Genomic DNA, 24,403 nt, shown 5'->3' with positions numbered 1-24,403 from the left:
TTCGACGGCGAGCAGCTTCTTCTCGATGTGCACGAGCTGGTCGACGGGCACACCGTGCGCTGCTTGGAGCGCGTCGCGTTGTTTGCGGGTGAACTTGGTCGGGCCAAAGTAGGTGTGGTGCACCCGCGCCAAATCGCGGACCCGCCCGGTGGACAGGCCGACGGCCATGGCGGTGTCGCGGTCGAAGTCGGCGAGGACGGCTACGCCTGCGGAAACAAAGTCGGTGAAGTTCATGGCCTGCAAGCTATGGCGGCCACACAACCCGAACAAGACCCAAATCAAAATCTGTGGATAACCCCCGCCAGTTGTTGAAGTCGCAACACGGTTGTCCACAGCTACGCTAAACGCGGTGGCGCAAGCACGCCACCGCGGTATACGTTGCACAGTTTTAGCGCTTGCGGGCCTTGACTACCCTCTTCGTGGTTTGCTTCGGCTTCGTGGCCTTCTTGGTTGCCTTCTTCTTCGTGGTTTTCTTCGAGGCCTTTTTCTTGGTGGCCTTCTTGCCGCCGCCCTCGGCTTCACGGGCGCGGCGGGCGGAGAGCAGCTCGTTGGCGCGCTGGTCCGTCATGGTTTCCGGGGTGTCGCCGCGCTGCAGGGACGCGTTGGTTTCGCCGTCGGTGACGTACGGGCCGAAGCGGCCGTCCTTGATGGTCATGGGCTTGCCGGAGACGTCGTTGTCGCCGAGCATCTTCAGCGGCGGCTTCGCGGCGGCGCAGCCGCGGCGCTTCGGCTCGGCGTAGATGCGGCGAGCCTCTTCCAGCGTGATGGAGAAGATCTGCTCTTCCGAGGCCAGCGAGCGCGAGTCGGAGCCCTTCTTCAGGTACGGGCCGTAGCGGCCGTTCTGCGCGGTGATCATCTCGCCGTCCGTCGGGTCTTCGCCGACTTCGCGCGGCAAGGACAGCAGCTGCATTGCCTCCTCGAAGGTGACGCTCGACGGCTCCATCGAGGAAAACAGGGACGCGGTGGCGGGCTTGAGCTGCTCGTCGACAAGCTGCGCCATGCGCTTTTCCTTCTGCGCCGCCGCCGTCTTGGTCTCCCAGTTCTTCGCGCGCTTGCCTTCCTCGGCGCGCTGGGCGTCCTCCTCGGCGCGCTCCGCGGCGATGATGTCTTCGGCGCGGGCTTCGGCGGTGGCGCGCTCGTCGTCACGCACAAGCTCGGTGACGTACGGGCCGAAACGCCCCTCCTTCGCCACCACGGTGCGGCCGTTGGCGGGGTTGACGCCGAGTTCGCGGCCGGACTGCGGGGTAGCGAAGAGCTTCTCCGCCATCTCCAGGGTGATTTCGTCCGGGGTGGCGGATTCCGGCAGGTTGGCGCGCTGGTACTCGGGCTCGCCGTCCTTCTCGCCGATGACGCGCTCGATGTAGGGGCCGTAGCGTCCGACGCGGACGACGACGGGGCGGCCTTCGGCATCGTCGAAAAGTGTCAGCGAGTTCGCGGCGCGCGCGTCGATGGATTCGAGGTTGTTCTCGATCATGTGCTTCAGCCCGCCGCGGCGTGCGAGTGCCTGCGCCATGGATTCGCGCGCGTCGGCGTCGCCGAAGTAGAAGCCGGACAGCCACTTGGTGCGGTCCTGGTTGCCGTGGGCGATTTCGTCGAGCTCGTCTTCCATCGACGAGGTGAAGTCGTAGTCCACGAGCGCGTCGAAGTTGTTTTCCAGCAAGCCCACCACGGAGAACGCGACCCAGGACGGCACCAGGGCGTTGCCGCGGACGAAGACGTAGCCGCGGTCCTGGATGGTTTTGATGATCGACGCGTAGGTGGACGGGCGGCCGATGCCGAGCTCTTCCATCTTCTTCACCAGCGAGGCTTCGGTGTAGCGCGCCGGCGGGTTGGTGGAGTGGCCGTCTGCTGTGACCTTATTGGTGGCCAGCTCGTCGCCCTTGGCCAGCTGCGGCAGGCGGGTTTCGTTGGCTTGGCGGTCGGAGTAGGCGCGCAGCCAGCCGGGGAAGGTGACGGTGCGGCCCGTGGCGGCGAACTCGCACGCCTCGCCGGCGGCGTCGCCCTGCATGGTGACCTTCATCGAGGTGCCGCGGGCGTCTTGCATCTGGGAGGCGATGGTGCGCGCCCAGATGAGTTCGTAGAGTTTGAACTCCTCGGCGTCCAAGGACCCGGCCAGCTGACCGGGGGTGGCGAAGCGTTCGCCCGCGGGGCGGATGGCTTCGTGGGCTTCCTGCGAGTTTTTCACCTTGCGGTCGTAGGTGCGCGGCGCGTCGGTGACGTAATTGGCGCCGTAGAGCTCGCGGGCGGCGGTGCGTGCGGCGTCCAGGCCCTGCTTGGACAGCGAGGTGGAGTCTGTACGCATGTAGGTGATGTGGCCGTTTTCGTACAACCGTTGCGCAATCCGCATGGTGCGTGCGGAGGTGAAGTGCAGCTTGCGCCCGGCTTCCTGCTGCAGCGTGGAGGTCATGAACGGCGCGTACGGTTTGCGCGAGTACGGCTTCTCCTCCACCGCGGTGACGTGCATGGGTGCGGTGCCCAGTGCGTCGGCAAGCGAGTGCGCCTTTTGCTTATCGACGACCACCGCCTCGCCCTTCAGCCGCCCCCGGTCATCGAAGTCGCGGCCCTGGGCGATGCGCTTGCCGTCGAGCGCGACGAGCTTCGCGTCGAAGTCCGTCTGGTTCTCCTTGGCTGCGTCTCGAGGGACGAGAGACGCGACCAGGTCCCAGTACTCCGCGGAGATGAACGCCATGCGCTCGCGCTCGCGCTCGACAATCACGCGGGTGGCCACGGACTGGACGCGGCCGGCAGACAGGCGCGGCATGACCTTTTTCCACAGCACCGGCGAGACTTCGTAGCCGTAGAGGCGGTCGAGGATGCGGCGGGTTTCCTGGGCGTCGACGAGCGCCATGTCCAGCTCGCGGGTGTTTTCGGCGGCTTCGCGGATGGCGGATTCGGTGATCTCGTTGAACACCATGCGCTCCACCGGCACCTTCGGCTTGAGCGTTTCCAGAAGGTGCCAGGCGATGGCTTCGCCTTCGCGGTCCGGGTCTGTTGCGAGCAGAAGTTTGTCGGCTTGCTTGAGCTTGGATTTGAGGTCAGTGACCTTCTTTTTCTTGTCGGCGTCGACGACGTAGATGGGCGTGAAGCCGTCCTCGGGGTTGACGCCGAGTTTGGCCCACGGTTCCTTCTTGTACTTGGCGGGGATGTCGGCGGCGCGGCCGGGCAGGTCGCGGATGTGGCCGACGGAGGCTTCCACAATAAAGTCGTCGCCCAGGTACTTCTGGATCTTCTTCGCCTTCGTCGCGGACTCCACGATCACCAGAGTCTTGCCGCCTTCAGCCACGTTGACTGACACCTCGCTTCGCACAGAGTTATTGCCTAACAGACAACTAGCACACGATTGTGCACCCGGGTAATAGGACTACACTGCTCGGGTGCCCCGGTGCCGTGTACGTCGGGGCCGGAAAGGATACGTCTTCGTGGTCGATTCCCTCATCGATTTCCTGCACACGCTGATGGCGATGCCGGTGTTTTACCCGCTGGTGACGGTGCTTATTGTCGCGGATGCGCTGGCACCCGTGGTGCCTTCGGAGTCGGTGCTGAACTTGGCCGGCGCCTTTTCCGCCTCCCGCGGGGTGCCGAGTGTGTGGGGCGTGATCATTGCTGCGATCATCGGCGGGATCATCGGCGACAACATCTGCTTCGTGCTCGGCGGCAAGCTCATTCACCGGGTGGAGGCCCTGGACCCGGAGTCGAAGGCGGGCCAGGCGATCCGCTGGGTGCGCCGGAACATGAACCGCGGCGCGGGCGCGACCATTATCGTCGCCCGCTTCATCCCCTGGGCGCGCTGGGTGGCCACGATTGTGCTGGGGTCGGTGCGCTACAACTGGTTCAAGTTCGTCTTCTTCGACACCATCGGCGTGATCCTGTGGGCGTTCTTGAGCGTCGGCGTCGGCTACCTGGGCGGGCGCATCCTGCAGGACTACCCGCTGCTGGCGATGCTTCTGGGCGTGGTGTTCGGCTCGACTGTCGGCTACCTGATCCAGAAGGGCCAGAACAAGTTCGCCGAGTGGCGTGATGTGCGCCAAGGCGTGAGCAACGTATAAAAAACGGGGCTCCGAGCGGAAGCCCCGTCGATAAGCAAGGTGTGCTTAGAGCGCGCGCACCTGCTGTGCCTGCGGGCCCTTGGCGCCCTCGCCGACCTCGAACTCGACCTGCTGGTTTTCTTCCAGGGTGCGGAAGCCGGAGCCCTGGATTTCGGAGTAGTGGACGAAGACGTCGGAGGAGCCGTCGTCCGGGGCGATGAAGCCGAAGCCCTTTTCGGCGTTGAACCATTTCACGGTACCGGTTGCCATGGTGAAACCTTTCAAAAAAGTTGCGTAGAGATGTCGTCCACCAGGGCCTAACGGGTCCTGGTGCCCGCGTGCACAATCCTCGCGAGCACCGCTTCGGGCGCGCACAAAACCTGTGACCGTCACCCAGTGTGCCATGAAGTGCGAGCCTTAGCACTGGGAACTGGCATACTTCCCTGTGATTATGGTTTCCCCGTTCGGTACCGAGCTGCTCGGCGCGCTGAAGCGCCGCCACCCGGCGGCGACGATTACGCATGTCGAGCACGTCCCCGCACGTCAGGCCCGCTTCAGCGAGTGGCCTGGGTGGGTGGAGCCGCGGTTGAAGCAATTGCTTGTCGACGAAGGCTTCGCTTCCCCCTACCTCCACCAAGCCCTGTGCGCAGAGCATGCGTGGCGCGGAGAGGACGTGGTGGTGGCGACGGGGACCTCCTCCGGCAAGTCGTTGGGCTACCAGCTTCCGGTGCTGACCGCGCTGGCGCAGGATCCGACGGCGTGCGCGGTGTATCTGACGCCGACGAAGGCGCTGGGCTCGGACCAGCTGCAGGCCACGCTGCGGATGGTGCAGAACGCGGGCCTGGAGGGCATCCACCCGGCGCCGTACGACGGGGACACGCCGACGGAATCGCGCGCGGGCATTCGGGAACACACGCGCTACGTGTTCACCAACCCGGACATGCTGCACGCCTCTGTGTTGGGCTCGCACGCGCGGTGGGCGCGTCTGCTGCGGCATTTGCAGTACGTGGTGGTGGACGAGTGCCACACCTACCGTGGCGTGTTCGGCGCGAACGTGGCGCTGGTGCTGCGGCGGCTGCTGCGCATCGCCGCCGCCTACGGGTCGTCCCCGACGCTGATTTATGCCTCGGCTACCGCGGCGGACCCGGCGGGCCAGGCGCGCCGTTTGAGCGGGCGCGAGGCGGCGGCCGTGACCGAGGACGCCGCCCCTTCCGGCGAGCGCACCATCGTGCTGTGGGAACCCGGCTTCATCGAGGGCGCCGAGGGCGAAGGCGGCGCGCCGGTGCGCTACCCCGCCACCGCGGAGGCGGCGAGCGTGTCGGCGGAGCTGTTGCTGCAGGGCGCGCGGACGTTGACGTTCGTGCGGTCCCGGCGCGCCGCGGAGACGGTGGCGATGCGCACCCAGGAGTACCTGTCGGCGGCGGGCCGCGCCGATATGGCCGAGCGCGTCGCGCCGTACCGTGCGGGGTATTTGGCGGAGGACCGCCGCGAGCTGGAGCGCCGCCTGGACAACGGTGAGCTGCTGGGGGTGGCGTCCACGAACGCGCTGGAGCTGGGCATCGACGTCGGCGGGCTGGACGCGGTGGTGATGGCGGGGTTTCCGGGCACGGTGGCGTCGTTTCGCCAGCAGGCGGGGCGAGCAGGTAGGCGCGGACAGAGCTCGGTGGCGGTGCTGGTGGCGCGCGACGAGCCGATGGACACCTACCTGGTCCACCACCCTGCAGCGCTGCTGGGCACACCGGTGGAGAGTTCGGTGTTCGACCCGACCAACCGGTTCATTTTGCGCGGGCATGTGTACTGCGCCGCGGTGGAACGGCCGTTGAGCGAGGCCGATGTCGACGCCTTCGGCGCGCGCGACGTGGTGGACGACCTGACCGCCGCGGGCCTGTTGCGCCGCCGGCCGGCGGGGTGGTTCGCGGTGCCGCAGTTGGACGGCGAGATCACGCCGGAGTCGGCGCACGCCTCGGTGTCGCTGCGCGGCGGTGTGGGCGAGCAGGTGATGATCGTGGACGTCACCGACGGGCGGCTGTTGGGCACCGTGGACGCGGCGCGCGCGATGAGCCAGGTGCACGACGGGGCGGTCTACATCCACCAGGGCGAGTACTTCGTGGTCCAGGCGCTGGACCTGGACGATTACGTGGCACTTGTGGCGCCGGAGCGACCCGATTACTCGACGCAGGCGCGCTCGACGACGGACATCACGATCCTGGGCGAGGCCCACCAGCTGGTCAACCCCTCGCCGGGGCTGTGGGTGGCCAGCGTGGACGTGGAGGTCATCGACCGGGTCACCGGTTATGTGGTGCGGCTTGCCGACGGCACCGTCAGCGAACACATCCCCCTCGACCTGCCGGAGCAGCGCCTTGTCACCCGCGCGGTGGCGTACACGATCGATCCGATGGTGCTGGACGAGCTGGGCATTACCGCCGGCGAGATCCCCGGCGCCCTGCACGCCGCGGAACACGCCGCGATCGGGCTGCTGCCGCTTTTGGCCACCTGCGACCGCTGGGACATCGGCGGCGTGTCCACCGCGCTGCACCAGGACACAATGCTGCCCACGGTGTTCGTCTACGACGGCCACCCCGGCGGCGCGGGCTTTGCCGACGAGGGCTTCGCCCGCTTCCACGAGTGGATCGAGGCGACCTGGGAGACCGTGCGCTCCTGCGGCTGCGAGGACGGCTGCCCGTCGTGCGTGCAGTCGCCGAAGTGCGGCAACGGCAACCAGCCGCTGGACAAGCGCGCAGCGCTGAAGCTGCTCGGCGCGCTGGTGACCATGACGGCTGGTGAAGCACCGAGTAAGGGCTAGCGCTTAGGGCCCAGCGCGGGCAGCGGCCTCCGCCCGGCGGCGGGTGGCTTCCACCACGACGTCGCCCGCTGTGATCTCGCAGGAGACCACGTGCGCGCCGTTGAGCTCCGCGGTGCGGTGGGCCGTGGCGCAGGCGTCGGCGCCGCGGTACATCGCGGTCGCGCCGGCCACGGCGGCCAGGTCCGCGGCGACGCGGGCCCGGTGCGTGTCGGCCACGTGCACCCCGAGCGCCACCACCGCCAGCGCGAGCGAAACTACAGACGTGATGATGCCGGTGGCGGTGATGGTGGCGGAGCCTTCGTCGGTAAGCAGACGCATCAGAACTCCACCGGGAACACAGCCGTGGCGCGCATGGTGCCGATCGGCGCCGGGACGGAGGCGGCCGCGGTGGCCAGGCCCGCGTGTTCGGTGACGGCGACGTCGCCGCGGGGCGCCGCGTAGTCCACGCCCAGCGCGTGGGCGCGGGCGGCGGCCCCGGCGATGTCCACGGCCGTGATGTAGGCGGCGACGGTGGCGATCCCGCCCACGATCGCGGCTGTGACCACCACGAGAGCCGACAGCGACAGCGCGGTTTCGATGGTGCTCATTAGCCCGGCGTGTTGCTCAGCGCGTCGGTGATGACGCTTTCGATGGCGTTGGTGACGGCGTCGCCGTTGACCACGAGGTAGAGCACCCCGGCAAGGGCCGCGGCCGCGAGGCTGCCAAAGGCGTATTCGATGGTGGACATCCCCTGGTCAGAGCGCATTTTCTGGGCCCTGGAGGCAGCGTACAGGTAGGTAGTAGTGAGTGCGGAATTGAGGTGACGCATGGGAAAACTCCTTCTAGTTGATCAGTGAGGTGCCGAGGCTGATCACCGCGGGCGCGAGCCCGAGGACGAAAAACGCCGGCAGGAAAAACGCGGTCAGCGGGATGGCGATGAGCACGCCCGCGCGTTCCGCTTTGGCTTTGGCCCGGTCCCCCGCGCCCGCGCGCAGCTGGGCGGCGATGCGCCCGCAGCCTGCGGCCAGCGAGGTTCCGGAGGTGGTGGATAGGGCAACAAGCCCGGCGAGATCCTCGCCGCCTGGCAGGTGGCGGATCTCGGCCCAGGCGCGCTGGGGTTCGACCCCCAGCGCCGTCAGCGAGGCCACGGTGTGCCACGGGCTGCGTGTCCCGTGGGTGTCGGCGACCGCAGCCGCCGCGGTGGCGGCGGGCAGGCCTGCTGAGACGCATGCCGCGAACAGTTCGATGTCGCTGGCGCAGCGCTCCGGCTCGGCCTCTGCGGGGCCGTCGCGGGGCGCTTTCGGCGTGGCCGAGGTGACGCGTCCGCCGGGGCCGGCAGGCGCCACGCACAGTGCCGCGGCGACAAGCAGTGCGGGAACGAGGCCGATCATGCGCTGGCTCCCTCGATGATGCGGCGCGAGACCACCACGCCTGCACAGACCAGCGCGGTGCCCACCACCAGCAGCACCCCGCCGAGTCCGCCGCCAGTGAGAAACGCCAGCGGGTTCGCGCCCATCGCGGTGCCCATGAGCACCCCGGCAACAGGCAGCAGCGCGAGGACGACTGCGGTGGTTTGCGGTCCGGCCAGGGCGGCGCGGGTGGCGTCGCGGTGGCGGTTGGCGTGGTCGATGTCGTCGCGGAGTGCGGCGACCAGCTTCGCCAGCGGCACACCGCGCGAGGCCGACAGGGCCCACAACGTACCTAGGCGTTCAAGCTCCGGCACGTGGGTCTCCAGCGGCGCGCCGGAGCGGGCGAGCTGCGTCAGGCGGGCTGCTTCCGGTTGCAGTGGGGCTGGCGCCTGCTCGGCGGCACGCGCCAGCGCGTCGGGCATGGCGGCACCTGCCTGCAGGTTGGTGGACACTGCCCCGAGGTACGTCGCGGCCGCCGTGCTGCGCCGCCGGGCGGCCCTGTCGTCGCGGCGGGCGCGCACCACGTGTACCAAGGTCGCCGCGGCCATGGCCGCGGCGACCACCAGGCTGACGCGGCCGAACACGACCGCGCCGACGCCTGCGAGCACCACGGTCGCCGGAATGAGGCGGGGCGCGGGGCTTAGGGTGCGCTCGACCACCCGGTACGCGGGCGACGGCGCGGCCACGGCGACGGCGCAGGCGAGCAGCATCACAGCGATCATCGGGCCAGCTCCTCGTAGCCATCGAGGGCGCCGCGCTCGGCGTCCCAGACCACCTTCGCGCACACCGGCTCGCCCTCAAGCACACCGATCTGCTGCAGGTAGCGGGTGCCGTCGGTGCGGCGTTTGACCACCAGCACCACGTCGATGGCGGCGGCGAGCTGGGCGTGCAGCCCGGCGCGGTCCATCCCGCCGAGTGCGGCGAGCGCCTCGAAGCGGGCGGGCACTTCCTCGATGGAGTTGGCGTGCAGGGTGCCGGCGCCGCCGTCGTGGCCGGTGTTTAACGCGGCGAGCAGGTCGACTACTTCCCCGCCGCGGATCTCGCCGATGACGATGCGGTCCGGGCGCATGCGCAGCGATTGGCGCACCAGGTCCGCAATCGTGATCGCGCCGGCGCCTTCGGCGTTGGCGCCGCGGCTGGTCAGGTTCACCACGTGCGGGTGGTCCGGGGTCAGCTCAAGGGTGTCTTCGATGGCCACGATGCGCTCGGCGGGGTCCACCTCCGCGAGCAGCGCGGACAGCAGCGTGGTCTTGCCGGAGCCGGTGCCGCCGACAACCACGAACGCCTTTCGCTTGGCGACGATCTCCCGCACCAGCGCCGCCCTCTCATCGTCGAGCGCGCCGCGCGCCACCAGATCGTCGAGCGTGGCCGAGGCGGTGCGCAGCACGCGCAGGGAGATGCAGGTGCCCGCCTGGGCGGTCGGGGCGAGCACGGCGTGGAAGCGCAGCAGGGTCCCGTCGTCGCGGGTGACGTGCCCGTCGCAGAACGGCTGCGCGTCGTCCAACCTGCGCCCGCAGCTGACGGCCAGGCGGGTGGCGAGGCGCCGCACGGAGGCTTCCGAGTCGAACGTCAGCTCCGAGCGCGCCAACCCCTGGCCGGTGTCCACGTACACCTCGTCCGGGGCGTTGACGCAGATGTCGGTCACGGCCGGGTCCGCCAGGATGGCTTCTAAGGGGCCGGCACCCGTGGTGTCGTCGCGAAGCTTGCGCATGATGTCTAACACCCCGATGTCGCTGATCACCACCGCTTCCTCGCGGATGATCGCGGCGATGCGCGCCGGGTCGGGCTGAGCCGGCTCGTCGGCCAGGCGGCGCTTCACGCGGGCGAGTACGTCGTCCATTTAGGCCACCTCCCCCAGCACGGCCTCGGCGGCGCGGTTGAGCGTGCGCGGCAGCTTCGCCGGCAAGCCGGCGTGATCCAGCTGCTTGGTCAACCCCCGGACCTGCTGCACCTGCGCAACCACGGGCGCTTTCGCCGTGTCTTCCACCTGCGCAGCCTCCAGCGACGCCCACGAACTCTGGCGCAGCACCAACGCGTTGGCCACCCCGGCGGCGTTGCACTCGGCGACGACACGGGCGGCGGCAGCGGCGGCGCGCAGCTCCGGACGCAGCAGCACCACCGCGAGGTCGCAGCGGTCCGGCAGCAGCGCAAGCGGGCCATCCACCACCGTCAGCCCCTCCGTGCCGGCGGCGTGCACCACCGCGTTGAGCTCCTCCAACGACAGCCGGAACGGGTCCGCCACGTTTGTGCGCGAAAACGTCAGCAGCGCGGTGCCGTCGTCGGTGGCGGGCAGCGCCCCGCGCAGCTCCGCGCGCGAGACCGCCCCGCCGGCGGCGAAGCCGATCTCGCCCCAGCGCGCGCCGGGCGTGCTCTCCAGACCCAGCAGCAGGTCCAGGCCGCCGGAGAGCTGGTGGGCGTCCACCAGCGTGGCGTTCCCCGCCACCTGACACAGCGCCGCGGAAAGCACCGACGCGCCCGCCCCGCCGCACGCGCCGAGCACGGCGACGACCTTCCCGCGCGCGGCCGAGGCCGCCGGTGCCAGCGCCAGCGCGCCGATGCTGCGCAGCACGTCCGCGGCCTGGGCGGGCAGGGCGAAGACGTCCTCGCGTGCCGCGGTCGGGGCGGTGTCCGCGACCACGGTGAACACGTTCGGTCCCCGTGGTTGGGTGCTTAAGGAGGGGGCCCGGAGGTCGTCGATAAGCAAGGCATGCGCCTTGGGTGCGTGGCGGGCGAGCTGGGTGTCGTCGGCGGCGTCGATGACCTTGCGGCCGGTGGCGGCGGCGATGTGGATGGCTTCGGAGTGCAGCGCCGGGTCTCCGACGGCGACGACGATGGGGCCTGTGTTCGTGTGTGTCATGGCGGTAGCGTGCAACCGCGACAACCCGGAAACAATGGGCAAAATTTTTTCTGTGGATAACCCGCCCTGCTGGCGGACGTTTCAACAATTTCGCTGTGGATAAGTCGCCCCACACATCACATTGGTTTCTCAGGCCTTAGCTACGCATCCGTAGGGTTTGGGGTCTACACTGCAGGAGTATGTCTGCTAACAAGCCGGTGGCGGCCTTCTTCGACCTGGACAAGACGATCATTGCGACGTCGTCCGCGTTCGCCTTCGGCAAAGAATTCCTGAACAACGGGATGATCACCCGCCAGGAAGCGTGGGAGCTCTACCTCACCAAAGCCCAGTACATGCTGGTGGGACAGTCCAGCGAGAAGATGGACTCCACCCGCGACGCGCTGGCGCAGATGGTCGCCGGATGGGATGTGGAGGACATCCAGCGCATCACCCGCGACACACTGCGCGAAGTGGTCGCTCCTGCTATTTACGCCGAGGCGCGCCAGCTTATCGACGACCACAGGCAAGCCGGCCACCACGTCATCATCATCTCCGCCTCGGCGGCGATTTTGGTGGAGCCGATCGCTGAAGAACTGGGTGTGGACACCGTGGTCGCCACGGAGATGGCCGTTGAAAACGGAAAGCTCACCGGCGAAATCACCCGCTACCTCAAAGGCGACGCGAAGGCCGAGGCGGTGCGCCAGTTCGCCGCCGAGCACGACTTTGACCTGGACCACAGCTACGCCTACTCCGACTCCGCCACCGACATCCCCATGCTTCAGCTGGTAGGAAACCCGGTGGCCGTGAACCCGGACCGGGCGCTGAAGAAGCACGCGCTGGCCAACGGCTGGCAGGCTCGCACCTTCAAAAACCCCGAGCCACTGTTCCAGATGCCCAACGCGCGCGAGGTGGGCATCGGCGCCGGCGTGATCGCGGGCGTGACCGCCCTGGCTGTAGCGGGAGTGCTTATCGCCCGCGCCATGGGCGGCAAGGACGACAAGCGCTCGGCGTAAAACCTGGCGGTTTCACGCCGGGAATTATTGGCCGTGCCACTCGGCCAAGCGCTCGCTCAGCACCTGCCAGGACTCCTCGTGGGCGCGCCGGTTCGCCTCCTGCGAGCCGCCGAACATGATCTGCCAGCCATTCTGCTGGGCATCCGAATCCTCGAAGAAGACGTGGCCCGCTCCTTCGTAAACATGTGCTTCAGCGCGCGGGGCCTGCTCCGCGAGCGCCTTCGCGGCGACGTCGGACTGCCACATCTGGTCGTCGCCCGCGCCGAAGAACACGGCGTTGCCGTCGAAGCCGCCGAGGTCGATCCGGGCATCCTCGTCCGCGGAGCCGGCCGCGCCCTCGTATGTCGGCCGGTAGGCCACCGGGTACGCCGCGATCATCCGGCCGAACATCTTCAAGCCTGCGAGCATGCCGGACTGCCTGAAGGACGCGAACGGCACCGCCTCGCCCCGCACGGTGAACGACGGCAGGTCCTCGCCTGTGGAAAAATCCAGGCCGCTGTAGGAGTAGTGCGCCGGCACGAACGCTACGAGGTTGTCCACCGCGAACCCGTTGGCGGCCACAAGCGCGGCGAACTCCGCCCCCTTGGAGGTGCCCACCACCGTCACCGGCGACGGGTCCGCCACATGCTCGTCGATGTAGTCGGTGACTTCGTCGAACTGCTCGAGCGGCACCTCCGCCAGCGTCGAGCGCTGGTTGTCCTGGCCGAAGAAGTACAGGCTGAGCACCTCGTAGCCGTCGTTGGCCAGCGCTTCGGCCCGCGAGTAGTCCGGAGAGCCCTCGGAGCCACCGTAGACCACCACCACGCCGCGGCGCTCGGGCGCGCCCTCGGCGGGCTGGAAGTGGAAGCCGTTGAGGTACTCGCCGGAAATCTTGCGCACCCTCTCGCCTTCCGGATACTCGGCGGCACTTGCGCCTCCGGAGGCGTCGGCCTGCGAGATCGGGTACTTGTTCGCGTTGTAGGCGCGCAGACCAGCGACCACCAGCGCCAGCACCACAATCACGCCGAGAAACCAGACAATTGCCTTACCTATACGTTTCAGGCCCCTCATGCTTTACTTTTCTACCCCGATTCGGGCAAATGCCTCCATACATCGCTAACATCGTGTGAAGAATTCCAGGCACCTTCCCGGGTGCCGTGTAAAAGCCACCCAGGAAGGTGAACTACAAGTGAGCAACGAAGGCCTCTACACCAGCGGCTCCACCGCCGTGAACGCCAAGGTGGACTCCATCCCGCTGCGCGACACCTACGCCACCCAGCCGGGCAACGACTCCATCGGCACGCTGATCTCCAACGCGTCCCAGCAGGTTTCCACCCTGGTCCGCGGCGAGATCGAGCTGGCCAAGGCCGAGGTCGTCGGCGAGGTGAAGAAGGGCGCGATGGGCGGCGGCCTGTTCGCCGTGGCCGGCGTGATCGCCCTGTACTCCTCCTTCTTCCTCTTCTTCGCCATCGCGGAGATGCTCGCGTCCTGGATGCACCGCGGCTGGGCGTTCCTGATCGTCTTCCTGGTCATGCTGGCGCTGGCCGGCCTGCTCGCGTTCATCGGCTTCAAGAAGATCAAGAAGATCAAGGCGCCCGAGAAGACCATCGAGTCGGTCAACGAGCTGAAGAACCTCAAGCCGGGCCAGGCGCAGAAGAACCTGGCTAAGGACGAGGCAGGTCTCTACACCTCCTCCGGCACCGGCTCTTCTCTGCCGCGTACCGGCTCCGCCGCCGTTACCCGCTAACGCACGCTTGCGTATCCGCGGGGCGCGTCAAGCTCCGCACATCCCCTACGCGCTGCTGCACCTGGTGTGCAGTCAGCGCGTATCCCGTTTCTGAGGTGTCCAGAGACGCACCGAAGATCATGCCCGCGACCTCGCCGTCCGGGGTGAGCAGCGGCCCGCCGGAGTTGCCCTGGCGGATGTTGCCGCGGATGGTGTACGCCTCACGCTCCACACGCCCGGTGGTGTAGATGTCCGGGCCCGCGATTTCCAGCTTGCCGCGGATGCGCACCGGCGCCGCCTCGAACGGGCCGGATTTGGGGTAGCCCATCACTACGGCACTGTCGCTAATCCCCAGCCCACTCTCGGCCCAGCGCAGCTCCGGCAACCCCAGCTGCTCGGCGCGCAGCACCGCGATGTCGGTGTCCGGGTCGAACAGGACCACCTGCGCCGGCTTGACCCCTACCACGGTGTCCAGGGCCACCCGCTCGGTGCCGGCCACGACGTGCGCGTTGGTGAGCACGTAGCCGTCCTCGATAACAAAACCGGTGCCCATCAGGCGCCGCCGGCAGCTTTCTGCGTCGCCCATCACGTGCACCACGCTGGGGCGCAGCTTCTCCACAACCTCCGGTTCCACCACGGATCCATCCGGCGCCGCCACCTGCGCCCCACCCGGCGAATGGAAGGGGGAAACCAGCGGCGGCAGCCCGGATTCGTCGAGAAGCGCGGCGAACCTCGCCGGAAGCTTGGAGGCCGTCTCGGGGGCGGCGGCGTTGATGGTGCCGAAGACGCGCGACGAGCGGATGCCGTCGCCGATCTCGCCCGGCACCGAGGCGGCCAGCGGGATGGAGATGAACCACAGCACCGCGGCCACCGCCACCGACTGGAACGTCGCGCCAAGTGCGGAATCCAGCACGCGGCGACCCCGGGAGCGCACCCGGCCGCGCAGGCTTCCGCCGACGGTGACGCCGACGAGGTTGCCCAGCCCCACAAACAGCACAACCAGGGCGATGAGCAGCACGATGCGCACCGTCTGGGAATCTGACAAATCCAGCGCGAACGGCGCCAGCGCAAGCCCGATAACCAGGCCCGCCACGACGCCGACCGCGGACAGCACCGCAGACAGCGCCCCCTGGCGCCAGCCACTGATAAAGGCGGCGACGACGGCGAGCGCGAGCAGGACGTCGATAACCAGGTGCATTCCGGTGATGTTACCGCTCACGGTTGGCAGAACGCGCCAGCGCAGCCCGCAAGTCGCCGGGCTTTTCGTCCCAGGGCCGCACCCAGCCGCCCAGCTTCAGCACCACGGCGAGCAGCACACCGGTAAAGCCCCACACCAGAAACTCGCCTGCCCAGAACGCTGGCCCCGACCATTCCTGAATCCCCAGCATCGCCCGGTTTCGCGGGTCCACCAGCTCGCGCACCGGCACGAAGAACACCGCGTCCGTCTCCTCCTCGCTGGCCGGGTAGACCTCGCCCGGCTCCGGGGTGAACGCCACCACAGGCCGCACGCGCCGGTTGCTGCCGCCGGTGGTGGCCGCGTCCAGCATGGCCAGCGGGACCACCCTGTCCGGGTCCAGGCCGGTTTCCTCCCACGCCTCGCGCAGCGCGGCATCCACAGGCCCGCCGTCGCCGGGGTCGATGTGACCGCCGGGGAACGCCATCTGGCCGGAGTGGCTGCGCATGCGCGGGGTGCGGTGCGTGATCAGCACGCGCGCGTCTTGCGGCAGCTCGGTGGCGCGCGGGTCGCCGGCGAACAGGATCAACACCGCGGCCTGGTCCGCGCCGTCTTTCTGTAGCACGCGCGGCGACAGCAGCCGACGCGGGATCGCCGCCCCGCCGCCCTCGATGGCTTCCACCAGGGGTTTCAGCCACAGCGGCGCGCGGTCCGGGCGCAATGGCGCATCCATTTACAGCGCTCCTTCGACCGCCGCGGCGAGTTCTGACGCCGAGGTGAACTCCTTGGCAAACACCGCCACCTGTTCGCCGCCGCGCAGCACCACCGTCACCGGCACCACCGGCGGCAGGCCCTGCTCCGCGGCGAAGGCGCCCGAGTCGTCTTGGTAGCTGGGCAGGCCCACCCCGAGATCCTCCAGCAGCGCAGCGCCGTTGCCCGCGTTCTGGTCCGCGTGCACGCCCACCACGGTGTACTCCGGGTGCGTGCGCGCGAACTCCTCCACCGCCGGCAGCTCCGCGCGGCACGGCTGGCACCACCAGGCCCACACGTTGACCACGGTGATCTCCTTGGCCTCGCCGGCCATGTCCCCGCCGAGGCACGGCAGATCCAGCCCAGCCGGGCAATCGGGTCGTTGGGGCATGTGCTTCTCGACGGCCACAGGGTCCCCCGTTGGTTGATCGTCGACAAGCAAACTGCGCACTCCGAGCACGAGCAGCACCGTTGCCGCCACGATGACCGCAACACTCACCCAGATCGCGCGCTTCATGCGAGCCCCAGAATGTGCTCGCGCTCCGGGCCCGTGACCAGGTCCGCGGCCGCCTCGGGCTCGACCGGGCCGGCGCCGAAGCTGGGGCAGTCGAACGCGATCGGACACACGCCGCACGCAGGTTTGCGGGCGTGGCAGATGCGGCGGCCGTGGAAAATGATGCGGTGGGAGAACATGGTCCACTCGCGGCGCTCAATGAGCTTCGCGATCGCGTGCTCGATCTTCACCGGATCCGTCTCGTCGGTGAGCATGAGGCGCCCCACCAGGCGCTGGAAGTGTGTGTCCACCGTCAGCCCCGGCATGTCGAACGCGTTGCCGCGCACCACATGCGCCGTCTTCCGGCCCACGCCAGGAAGCGAGACCAGATCCTCCAGCTTGGTGGGCACCTCCCCGCCGAAATCGGTGACGAGCTTTTGCCCCAAACCGATGAGGTTTTTGGCCTTCGAACGGTAAAAGCCGGTGGAGCGGATGATCTCCTCCACCTCCGCCTGATCCGCCTCCGCGTACGCGTGTGCCGTGGGATACTTGGCAAACAGCGCCGGGGTGACCATGTTGACGCGCACGTCCGTGGTCTGCGCCGAAAGCACCGTGGCCACCAGCAGCTCCAGCGGGTTGGAAAAGTCTAGCTCAGCACGTGCGCCGGGGAACGTCTCCGCGAGCGTGCGGTTGATGCGGCGGGCGCGCCTGGTCCGCCCGATATCCGTCTCCGAGCCCTTCGCCGCCGGGTGGGATCCGGGGCGGCGGTGCTTCTTCGGCGTGGTGGAGGACATGACCGACATGCTAGTTATGCGTGGCGTAAAATGACACCTATGAATCTGATACTCGTTGTGCTGGTCCCGCTGGTGCTCGGAGCGTTCCCCCTGGCGATGGAACGGCTCGAGGCGCGCGTGGTGGATTAACACCAACTTGGTCAACCGCCTGACCAAGACCGCACTTGGGTGGTAAAGTGCGAGTCGCACTGTGACGGCTGCTAAAAAGTTACGCGAAAGTGACTGCAACCACTGCCCCTGGCCGTCCCAACCGAGGAGGATTCATGGAAGGCGTACAGGACACACTCGCCCGCGCCGGCATTTTCCAGGGCGTGGACCCGGAAGCAGTAGCCGCGCTGATCAGCGAAATGGATACGGAGACCTTCCCCAAAGGCACCACCATCTTCGACGAAGGCGAACCCGGCGACCGCCTCTACATCATCGTCGAAGGCAAGATTAAGCTCGCCCGACACGCTCCGGACGGACGTGAAAACCTGCTGTCCGTGATGGGCCCGTCCGACATGTTCGGCGAGCTGTCCATCTTCGACCCGGGCCCGCGCACCTCCTCCGCCGTGTGCGTCACCGAAGTCACCTGCGCCACCATGGACTCCACCATGCTGCGCACCTGGATTGACAGCCACCCGGAGATCTCCCAGCAGCTCCTGCGTGTCCTGGCCCGCCGCCTGCGCCGCACCAACGCCTCGCTGGCAGACCTCATTTTCACCGACGTGCCCGGCCGCGTGGCCAAGACGCTGCTGCAGCTGGCCAACCGCTTCGGCACCCACGAAGGCGGCGCGCTGCGCGTCAACCACGACCTGACGCAGGAAGAGATCGCCCAGCTCGTCGGCGCCTCCCGCGAGACGGTGAACAAGGCGTTGGCCACCTTCGCCCACCGCGGCTGGATCCGCCTGGAGGGCAAGAGCGTGCTCATCGTCGACACCGAGCACCTGGCCCGTCGCGCCCGGTAGGTGCACGGGTTTCGTGGGCCGGGTTGTGCAAAACTCGGCAACGCGAAAATCTGACCTGGGGGTTTACAAACCGAAAACCGGTAAAGTGCCGATCCCTACAAAACCCGAGTGAGGGACAAAAAATAGGCCCAGCCGCGGTGGCTGGGCCTTTTCTTTTGCCTCACCCTTAGGGCGCGGCCTTCAGGTAGCGCAGGGCCACGCGGGTGGACTGCTCGGCGGCGCCGCGCAGCACCGGGTCGACATCGTCGTAGATCGCGTCGACCAGGGTGTTGATGTCTGCGTTCTCGCCGTGCGTCTTCAGCGCTTCACGGATCTGCTCCAGGCGCTGGTTGCGGCGGTCGATGTACTTGCGGGCGTACGCCGACAGGTCCGCACCCTCGGGGCCGTGGCCCGGCAGAAGCGGGATGTCCTTGCCCTGCTCCTCCAGGAGCTCCAGGGTGTCCAGGTACTTGCCCAGGTCGCCGTCAGTCTCGGAGATCATGGTGGTGTGGCGGCCGGCGATGGTGTCGCCGGTGATGATGCCCTCCAGCTCAGTGGTCTCCGGGTCGCCCGGGTAGACAAAGAAGCACACGGAATCGCTGGTGTGACCCGGGGTGGCCACAACCTTCAGGCGTGGGGTGATGCCGTCGACGGCGACCACCTCACCGTCGATAAGCGGGTCCGCCCCCGAGCTGTACTGCGGATCCAGCGAGCGAACCGGCGCGCCGGTGAGCTGGCGGAAACGCTCCGCGCCATCGGCGTGGTCGTGGTGGCGGTGCGTGAGCAAAATCAGCGCCACCTCCCCCGCCTTGGAGTGGAGGACGTTGAGGTGGCCCTCGTCCTCCGGACCCGGATCAACGACGATGCTTCGCTGATCCCCCTCACCCCTGATCACCCAGGAGTTGGTCCCCTCGAGCGCCGCGTAGCTGGGGTTCGGCGCCAGAACCACCGCGGCGTTGGCGGTCACAGGGCGCAGTTGGCTGTAAGCGGGATGTTGCATGTGCCCCAGCGTACCCGCTTAGCAGCCGTTTATTGGTGTTCTAGCTCTTCAGCTCGACGACGAGCTCGACCTCGACCGGCGTGTCCATCGGCAGTGCCGCCACACCCACTGCGGAGCGGGCGTGCGCGCCGGCCTCGCCGAAGACCTCCTGCATGAGCTCGGAGGCACCGTTGATCACGGCGGGCTGGCCGGTAAACGCCGGGTCAGAGGCGACAAAACCGACGATCTTGAGCACGCGGGCGACGTTGTCCAGGCCGACGAGGTCGTCCACCGCCGCAATCGCGTTGAGCGCAGCCTGGCGGGCGTAGCCGTAGGCGGCCTCCTCGGTGACCTCCGCGCCGACCTTGCCGGTGGCGGGCAGTTTGCCGTCGGTAAACGGCAGCTGGCCGGACGTCCAGACCTGGTTGCCGGCCTGCACGGCGGGAACGTACGCCGCCACCGGCGCGGCGACGGTGGGCAGCTCGATGCCGAGCTCCTTCAGACGATCAGTCCACATTTATTCGACCTCCCGCTTCATGTAAGCGACAACGTTGTCCTGGGTCGGACCCGGCGTGACGGAGACGAGCTCCCAGCCGTCCTCGCCCCAGGTGTCCAGAATCTGCTTGGTGGCGTGCGTGAGCAACGGAACCGTTGCGTACTCCCATTTCGTCATGGCGCCCAAGACTACCTACAGGCCGACAACTTCGCCGCCGGCGGAGAGGTGCTCTGCCCAGTCGGTCACGTGCGGATTCTTGCGCAGCACCGCGCGGCGCTGACGCTCCGTCAACCCGCCCCAAACGCCGAACTCGACCTTATTGTCCAGCGCGTCCGCGCGGCACTCGGTGAGCACCGGGCAGGCGCGGCAGATCGCGGCGGCCTTGCGTTGCTCCGCGCCACGGACAAACAAGGCGTCCGGATCCTTGCCGCGGCACTGTGCGTGAGTTACCCAATCCCCCCGGTCAAAAACGAGATGTCCGGATGCGTCGCACTTGCGGGACGTGGTCCGTTGTGCGTTTCGCTGCGCGGTGTTACCCAAAGCCGTGGTCATAGCCGTGCTCCTTACTCGTTCACCTGCGCCGTCTCTCGGGCGCAGTTTTATACATCCGACCGCATATCTGCGGTCCCATGTAAATGTAATCACACAAAAAAGATTTCTGTCGAATGGGTCACATTTTTGGGGGGTCTTTTATATTCCCGCACGGGGGCCGAGTCATTTAAGGTAATGGCGTGTCCGCACTGAAATCTCTAGGAAGCCTGCTGGCCGCGCTCGTTGCGGCGGCGCTGGCCATCGCGCTTTGCCTCGCCCCCATCGCGGGCCTGGGCGGCGCTGCCGTCGCCCGCACCGACGAGACGATGCAGTCCAACCTCTCCGACCTCACCCACGGCGAAGTCCCCGGCGTCACCACAATTAACGACGCCACCGGCGCCCCCATGGCTTGGATTTTCAAGCAACGCCGCTACGAGGTGGCCAGCGACGGGATCTCCCAGCACGTCAAGGACGCCCTGGTGGCCACGGAGGACCGCCGCTTCTACCAGCACGAGGGCGTTGACATGCAGGGCTTCGCCCGCGCGATGGTGACCAACGTGCTCGCAGGCGGGGTGCAGCAGGGCGCGTCCACGATCAACCAGCAGTACGTGAAGAACTACCTCTGGCTCATCGACGCAGAGAACGAGGAAGAGGCCAACGCCGCCACGGAGCAGTCCATCCCCCGCAAGCTGCGCGAGATGCGCATGGCGTCCGACCTGGACAAGACACTGGAAAAGGACGAGGTGCTGACCAGGTATCTCAACCTCGTTTCTTTTGGCAACCACTCGTTCGGCATCGAGGCGGCGGCGCTGACCTACTTTGATGTCCCCGCCCGGGACCTTGACCCGGCGCAGGCCGCGCTACTGGTCGGCATCCTGCAGTCTGTGGAAGCGCTCAACCCGTACACCAACCCGGAAGGCGCAACTCAGCGCCGCAATGTGGTTCTGAACAACATGGCGGCTCAGGGCTACCTGGACCAGGCGGAGGCGGACCGCCTGGCAGGCGCCCCGCTGGGGATTCTCGAGCAGCCGAAGACGCTCCCGCAGGGGTGCATCGCCGCCGGCGACAAGGGCTTCATGTGCGACTACGCCCTGCGCTACCTGGAGGACAAGGGCCTGGGCATGGAGCAAATCCTCAACGGCTCGTACACCATCACCACCACCTTGGACCCGGCGGTGCAGGAAGCGGCCAACAACGCAGTGCGAAACAACGTCAGCCCATACGCCCCGGGCGTGGCCGAGGTCATGAACATCATCCGTCCCGGCGCGGATTCCCGCGACATTTTGGCCATGGCGTCCTCGCGCTTCTACGGCCTGGACCTGGACCAGAGCCAGACCATCTTGCCGCAGCCGGTGTCCCTGGTAGGTGCGGGCGCGGGCTCGGTGTTCAAGATCTTCACCGCCGCCGCGGCACTGGAGCAGGGCTACGGATTGAACACGATGCTGGAGACGCCGGTGCGCTCGGTGCTCTACGGCATGGGCGGCGGCGGCGCGGCCAACTGCCCGCCGGGCGCGTACTGCGTGGAAAATGCCGGCACGTACGCCCCGCGCATGACGCTGCAGGACGCGCTGGCGCAGTCGCCGAACACCACGTTTGTGGAGCTGATTCAGAAAACCGGCGTAGCCCCGGTGGTGGATTTGGCGGTGCGCCTGGGGCTGCGCTCCTACGCGGACGAGAACTCGTTCGGCGACGGCCGCTCCATCGCCCAGGCGGCGAAGGAGGAGAACATGGGCGCGTTTACCCTCGGCCCGCTCGCCGTGAATGCGCTGGAGCTGTCCAACGTTGGCGCCACCTTGGCCTCGGGCGGGCGCTGGTGCGAGCCGAACCCGATCAAGGAAGTGCTGGACGAACACGGCAAGCAGGTCTTCATCGACCGTCCCGCCTGCGAGCAGGCGGTCGACCCGGAGGTCGCCGGCGCGCTATCGCACGGCATGTCGAAGGACATTATCGACGGCACCGCGTCCGCGTCCGCCCGCAACAACGGCTGGTCCGCCCAAACGGCCGCGAAGACGGGCACGACGGAGTCCCACCACTCCACGGCGTTTCTGGGCTTCACCCGCGGCATGTCCGCGGCGCCGTACATCTACAACGACGGCACCCAGTCCACCCCGCTGTGCACCCAGCCGGTGCGCCAGTGCCAGTACGGCACACTGTTCGGCGGCAATGAGGCGGCCGATACCTGGTTCCAGGCGGCGGCCGGGGTGCCGGGGGCGGCTGCGGGCGGGCTGCCGCCTGCGAGCCCGGTACACATGCGCGGCACGAAGCGCGCGGCGCTGGACGCGGTGGTCGGCCAGTACTCCTCCGCCGCGAAGTCCCAGCTTGAGGCGCAGGGCTACACGGTCACGATCAACACTGTCCACGGCGCCGGCGCGCCGGCAGGCACCGTCGTCTCCGCGGTTCAGGACGGCCCGAACACGACGGTGACGCTGAACGTCTCCGACGGCGCCGGCGCCCCCAGCGCAAGCCCCACCGCGCCACCGAGCTCAGCGCCGGCGCCCTCGCCGACCGCGCCGCCGCAACCAAGCCCCGCTGCCCCGCCCGGACTGGAGGGCCTCGAGCAATCGCTGAACGACGCCCGCGACGCCATCGCCGACGTCTTCGGCGCCAGCAACAACAACGGCAACGGCAACAACGCCGGCGCCCCGAACGGTGCCGCCGGCGTCAACCCAAACTAATCCAGTGGACTAGCTCAGGCGGGCCTTCACGGCCTCGGAGAGGCGCTTACCGTCGGCGCGGCCCTCGGCTTTGGCGGTGGCGGCCTTCATGACCTGCCCCATCTGCGCCATGGACTCGGCGCCGGTTTCGGCGATAGCTTCGTCGATAAGCTTGGCAAGCTCGTCGTCATCCAGCTGCTTCGGCTGGTACACCTCGAGAATGCCCGCCTCGGTGAGCTCGGCCTCGGCCAGGTCGTCGCGGCCGTTGGATTTGTAGATGTCCGCGGACTCGCGGCGCTTCTTGATCTCACGGGCGATGATCTTCTGGATCTCCGCGTCGTCTACCTCGTGCTTGGAGCCCTCGGTCTCGGCGGTCTGGATCGCGGCCAGCAGCATGCGGATGGTGCCGGTGCGCTCCTTTTCCTTCGCCTTCATGGCTTCTTTGAGGTCTGCGCGGATCTGGTCTTTCAGTGCACTCATGCATGCGAGATTACAGTGGTGCGGGTGAAGAAGTTGACGGGAATCGGAGCACTTGGCCTATCGACGGGCGCCGCCGCGCTGACGTGGGGATACACCCAACGCAACAATTTCCAGCTGCGCGAGTACACCTTGCCCCTGCTCAAGCCGGGGGTGCTGGACGGGCGCGGGGAATTTCGGGTGCTGCACGTGTCCGACCTGCACATGATCCCGGGACAGCGCCAGAAGGTGGAGTTCGTCTCCAGCCTGGATGCCCTCGAGCCGGACCTGGTGGTCAACACCGGCGACAACTTGTCGGATGTCGGCGGGGTGCCGTGGGTGCTGGACGCCCTGGGCCCGCTGTTGAACCGCCCGGGCGCGTTCGTGTTCGGCACCAACGACTATTGGGCGCCGCGGCCGGTCAACCCGTTGAAGTACCTGACCGGGGCGAAGCGCGAGCCGTCGTATGAGGACCTGCCTTGGGAGGGAATGCGCGCCGCGTTTGTGGAGCGCGGCTGGCAAGACGCCACCCACGCCCGCCTGGAGTTCAAAGCCTCCGGTGTGCGCCTGGCGCTCGCGGGCGTGAACGACCCGCACCACGAGCTGGACCGGTATGCCGAGGTCGCCGGCGCGCCAAATGCAGACGCGGATCTGTCCATCGGCCTGCTGCACGCGCCGTACCGCCGGGTGCTGGACGCGTTCGAGGCGGACGGCTACCAGCTGGCGCTCGCCGGCCACACCCACGGCGGGCAGATCTGCCTGCCCGGCGAGCGCGCCATTGTGACCAATGCGGACATCGACCGCGAGCGCGCCTCCGGGCTGCACAAGTACGGGAAGATGTGGATGGAAGTGTCCAACGGCCTGGGCCAGTCCAAGTACGCGCCGGTGCGCCTGTTCTGCCCGCCGTCCGCGAGCCTGATCCGGGTGGTGGAGCGCGGAGAATAGGCCTTGCTACCTGCCGTTTTGGCCGATTCGCCGCCCGGGGGTAATGTGTTGCCAGTACCGCGGGCGAGAGCCTGAGGATACAACCGGGATATGGCGCAGCTTGGTAGCGCGCTTCGTTCGGGACGAAGAGGTCGCAGGTTCAAATCCTGTTATCCCGACCAGCCGTGTCTCTTGGAGTTTCTCCAAGAGACACTTTTCTTTTTGCATGTCGGCACGGTCAGTAGAGTTGCCTTTGTGCAAAAGAAGAAGAAAACCTTCTCCCTCCCCGGCCGAGTTCCGGTGTCGTCGATTTTTCTCGATGAATCGGGCTCACGGAACTCTTCGGGCGGCTTCTTCGTAGTTGGTTTCGTAAAGGTTAGAGATCTCCAGCTTCTCGACAGAGAGATCCGCCACCTGCGCCAAGCCTGTTGCGCGGTCGTATCTAGTAACACCGTG

General features: G+C 67.7%; 27 protein-coding genes, 1 tRNA gene and 1 pseudogene. 9 read left to right on the top strand and 20 right to left on the bottom strand.

Translation table 11 applies throughout. From position 1 onward, the window contains the following. Nucleotides 1-234: pseudogene (locus HMPREF2791_RS05340) on the bottom strand (HNH endonuclease); the annotation flags it as partial. Between the two features lie 154 nt (nt 235-388). Beyond that, nucleotides 389-3,283 carry a type I DNA topoisomerase gene (topA, locus tag HMPREF2791_RS05335; protein ID WP_070844659.1) on the bottom strand — a complete coding sequence of 965 codons (2,895 nt, stop codon included), beginning with the start codon at nt 3,281-3,283 and terminating at the stop codon, nt 389-391. 136 nt (nt 3,284-3,419) lie between these two features. On the opposite strand from topA, the gene HMPREF2791_RS05330 reads away from it, so the two are divergent. Further along, nucleotides 3,420-4,046, top strand: coding sequence for a DedA family protein (locus HMPREF2791_RS05330; protein WP_070844657.1), 627 nt, complete (start codon nt 3,420-3,422; stop codon nt 4,044-4,046). A 45-nt stretch (nt 4,047-4,091) separates the two neighbouring features. Here the strand turns inward: HMPREF2791_RS05330 and HMPREF2791_RS05325 are convergent, their stop codons facing one another. After that, nucleotides 4,092-4,295 carry a cold-shock protein gene (locus HMPREF2791_RS05325; protein WP_034996968.1) on the bottom strand — a complete coding sequence of 68 codons (204 nt, stop codon included), beginning with the start codon at nt 4,293-4,295 and terminating at the stop codon, nt 4,092-4,094. A gap of 181 nt (nt 4,296-4,476) precedes the next feature. Here HMPREF2791_RS05325 and HMPREF2791_RS05320 point away from each other — a divergent pair, with 181 nt between their 5' ends. After that, nucleotides 4,477-6,828, top strand: coding sequence for a DEAD/DEAH box helicase (locus HMPREF2791_RS05320; RefSeq protein ID WP_070844656.1), 2,352 nt, complete (start codon nt 4,477-4,479; stop codon nt 6,826-6,828). Nucleotides 6,829-6,831: 3 nt separating this feature from the next. Here HMPREF2791_RS05320 and HMPREF2791_RS05315 read toward each other — a convergent pair whose 3' ends face one another. The 7 genes from HMPREF2791_RS05315 to ssd all read right to left on the bottom strand — a co-directional run bounded on the left by HMPREF2791_RS05315 (nt 6,832) and on the right by ssd (nt 11,073). After that, entirely contained in the window at nt 6,832-7,146 is a 315-nt protein-coding gene (locus HMPREF2791_RS05315; protein WP_070844655.1) for an Rv3654c family TadE-like protein, read from the bottom strand. Beyond that, the gene (locus HMPREF2791_RS05310) at nt 7,146-7,415 is read right to left on the bottom strand and encodes a hypothetical protein (RefSeq protein ID WP_070844654.1); all 270 of its coding nucleotides are present in this window, start codon (nt 7,413-7,415) and stop codon (nt 7,146-7,148) included. The genes HMPREF2791_RS05315 and HMPREF2791_RS05310 overlap by 1 nt, the downstream gene beginning before the upstream one ends. After that, nucleotides 7,415-7,573 carry a DUF4244 domain-containing protein gene (locus HMPREF2791_RS05305; RefSeq protein WP_228496346.1) on the bottom strand — a complete coding sequence of 53 codons (159 nt, stop codon included), beginning with the start codon at nt 7,571-7,573 and terminating at the stop codon, nt 7,415-7,417. Before HMPREF2791_RS05305 ends, HMPREF2791_RS05310 begins: the two co-directional genes overlap by 1 nt. Nucleotides 7,574-7,649: 76 nt before the next feature. Beyond that, complete coding sequence (locus HMPREF2791_RS05300) at nt 7,650-8,198, bottom strand: type II secretion system F family protein (RefSeq protein WP_070844652.1); 549 nt, start codon at nt 8,196-8,198, stop codon at nt 7,650-7,652. Beyond that, on the bottom strand, nt 8,195-8,938 hold the full coding sequence (locus HMPREF2791_RS05295) for a type II secretion system F family protein (RefSeq protein ID WP_070844651.1): 744 nt from the start codon (nt 8,936-8,938) through the stop codon (nt 8,195-8,197). Before HMPREF2791_RS05295 ends, HMPREF2791_RS05300 begins: the two co-directional genes overlap by 4 nt. After that, nucleotides 8,935-10,056 carry a TadA family conjugal transfer-associated ATPase gene (locus HMPREF2791_RS05290; protein ID WP_070844650.1) on the bottom strand — a complete coding sequence of 374 codons (1,122 nt, stop codon included), beginning with the start codon at nt 10,054-10,056 and terminating at the stop codon, nt 8,935-8,937. Before HMPREF2791_RS05290 ends, HMPREF2791_RS05295 begins: the two co-directional genes overlap by 4 nt. Continuing rightward, nucleotides 10,057-11,073, bottom strand: a complete 1,017-nt coding sequence (ssd, locus tag HMPREF2791_RS05285) for a septum site-determining protein Ssd (protein WP_070844649.1) — start codon at nt 11,071-11,073, stop codon at nt 10,057-10,059. It lies immediately after the preceding gene. 179 nt (nt 11,074-11,252) lie between these two features. On the opposite strand from ssd, the gene HMPREF2791_RS05280 reads away from it, so the two are divergent. Then, complete coding sequence (locus HMPREF2791_RS05280; protein WP_070844648.1) at nt 11,253-12,065, top strand: HAD family hydrolase; 813 nt, start codon at nt 11,253-11,255, stop codon at nt 12,063-12,065. 24 nt (nt 12,066-12,089) lie between these two features. Here the strand turns inward: HMPREF2791_RS05280 and HMPREF2791_RS05275 are convergent, their stop codons facing one another. Continuing rightward, nucleotides 12,090-13,115 (bottom strand): acyl-CoA thioester hydrolase/BAAT C-terminal domain-containing protein, encoded by a 1,026-nt coding sequence (locus tag HMPREF2791_RS05275; protein WP_083327908.1) that lies wholly within the window; start codon nt 13,113-13,115, stop codon nt 12,090-12,092. Nucleotides 13,116-13,233: 118 nt separating this feature from the next. Between HMPREF2791_RS05275 and HMPREF2791_RS05270 the strand changes: the two genes are divergently transcribed. After that, a complete protein-coding gene (locus HMPREF2791_RS05270) occupies nt 13,234-13,791 on the top strand; it encodes a phage holin family protein (protein ID WP_070474800.1) in 558 nt (185 codons plus the stop codon). Here HMPREF2791_RS05270 and HMPREF2791_RS05265 read toward each other — a convergent pair. The 4 genes from HMPREF2791_RS05265 to nth are packed head-to-tail and all read right to left on the bottom strand — an operon-like array spanning nt 13,781 to nt 16,981. Beyond that, the gene (locus HMPREF2791_RS05265) at nt 13,781-14,968 is read right to left on the bottom strand and encodes a MarP family serine protease (RefSeq protein ID WP_070844647.1); all 1,188 of its coding nucleotides are present in this window, start codon (nt 14,966-14,968) and stop codon (nt 13,781-13,783) included. The two genes, HMPREF2791_RS05270 and HMPREF2791_RS05265, sit on opposite strands and share 11 nt — an antisense overlap. 10 nt (nt 14,969-14,978) lie before the next feature. Then, entirely contained in the window at nt 14,979-15,677 is a 699-nt protein-coding gene (locus HMPREF2791_RS05260) for an NUDIX hydrolase (protein ID WP_070474802.1), read from the bottom strand. Continuing rightward, nucleotides 15,678-16,211 carry a TlpA family protein disulfide reductase gene (locus tag HMPREF2791_RS05255; RefSeq protein ID WP_070474803.1) on the bottom strand — a complete coding sequence of 178 codons (534 nt, stop codon included), beginning with the start codon at nt 16,209-16,211 and terminating at the stop codon, nt 15,678-15,680. Further along, nucleotides 16,208-16,981, bottom strand: coding sequence for an endonuclease III (gene nth, locus HMPREF2791_RS05250; protein ID WP_070474815.1), 774 nt, complete (start codon nt 16,979-16,981; stop codon nt 16,208-16,210). The genes HMPREF2791_RS05255 and nth overlap by 4 nt, the downstream gene beginning before the upstream one ends. Before the next feature lie 263 nt (nt 16,982-17,244). On the opposite strand from nth, the gene glxR reads away from it, so the two are divergent. Continuing rightward, nucleotides 17,245-17,928, top strand: coding sequence for a CRP-like cAMP-activated global transcriptional regulator GlxR (glxR, locus tag HMPREF2791_RS05245; protein ID WP_070474804.1), 684 nt, complete (start codon nt 17,245-17,247; stop codon nt 17,926-17,928). A gap of 166 nt (nt 17,929-18,094) precedes the next feature. Here the strand turns inward: glxR and HMPREF2791_RS05240 are convergent, their stop codons facing one another. The 4 genes from HMPREF2791_RS05240 to HMPREF2791_RS05230 are packed head-to-tail and all read right to left on the bottom strand — an operon-like array spanning nt 18,095 to nt 19,934. Continuing rightward, complete coding sequence (locus HMPREF2791_RS05240; protein WP_070474805.1) at nt 18,095-18,907, bottom strand: MBL fold metallo-hydrolase; 813 nt, start codon at nt 18,905-18,907, stop codon at nt 18,095-18,097. Nucleotides 18,908-18,947: 40 nt separating this feature from the next. Then, complete coding sequence (locus tag HMPREF2791_RS05235; protein WP_070474806.1) at nt 18,948-19,403, bottom strand: RidA family protein; 456 nt, start codon at nt 19,401-19,403, stop codon at nt 18,948-18,950. Further along, nucleotides 19,404-19,559, bottom strand: coding sequence for a Sp36 family protein (locus HMPREF2791_RS11830; protein ID WP_168160614.1), 156 nt, complete (start codon nt 19,557-19,559; stop codon nt 19,404-19,406). A 15-nt stretch (nt 19,560-19,574) separates the two neighbouring features. Continuing rightward, complete coding sequence (locus HMPREF2791_RS05230) at nt 19,575-19,934, bottom strand: WhiB family transcriptional regulator (protein ID WP_070474807.1); 360 nt, start codon at nt 19,932-19,934, stop codon at nt 19,575-19,577. 179 nt (nt 19,935-20,113) lie between these two features. On the opposite strand from HMPREF2791_RS05230, the gene HMPREF2791_RS05225 reads away from it, so the two are divergent. Then, nucleotides 20,114-22,588 carry a penicillin-binding protein gene (locus HMPREF2791_RS05225; protein ID WP_070844646.1) on the top strand — a complete coding sequence of 825 codons (2,475 nt, stop codon included), beginning with the start codon at nt 20,114-20,116 and terminating at the stop codon, nt 22,586-22,588. A 9-nt stretch (nt 22,589-22,597) separates the two neighbouring features. On the opposite strand, the gene HMPREF2791_RS05220 is transcribed toward HMPREF2791_RS05225, so the two are convergent. Continuing rightward, a complete protein-coding gene (locus HMPREF2791_RS05220) occupies nt 22,598-23,047 on the bottom strand; it encodes a GatB/YqeY domain-containing protein (RefSeq protein WP_070474809.1) in 450 nt (149 codons plus the stop codon). Here HMPREF2791_RS05220 and HMPREF2791_RS05215 point away from each other — a divergent pair. The 3 genes from HMPREF2791_RS05215 to HMPREF2791_RS12165 form a co-directional block, all read left to right on the top strand. After that, complete coding sequence (locus HMPREF2791_RS05215; RefSeq protein WP_083290231.1) at nt 23,027-23,968, top strand: metallophosphoesterase; 942 nt, start codon at nt 23,027-23,029, stop codon at nt 23,966-23,968. The two genes, HMPREF2791_RS05220 and HMPREF2791_RS05215, sit on opposite strands and share 21 nt — an antisense overlap. 84 nt (nt 23,969-24,052) lie before the next feature. Further along, nucleotides 24,053-24,129, top strand: a tRNA-Pro gene (locus HMPREF2791_RS05210). 73 nt (nt 24,130-24,202) lie between these two features. Then, the coding region (locus tag HMPREF2791_RS12165; RefSeq protein ID WP_210400157.1) for a DUF3800 domain-containing protein at nt 24,203-24,403 on the top strand (201 nt) is incomplete at its 3' end.

The organism is Corynebacterium sp. HMSC034A01 (genome assembly GCF_001838175.1).
In the GTDB taxonomy this organism is placed as follows: domain Bacteria; phylum Actinomycetota; class Actinomycetes; order Mycobacteriales; family Mycobacteriaceae; genus Corynebacterium.
Note: the sequence above shows the minus strand (reverse complement) of the source record. Positions and strands in the feature narration are given on the sequence as shown.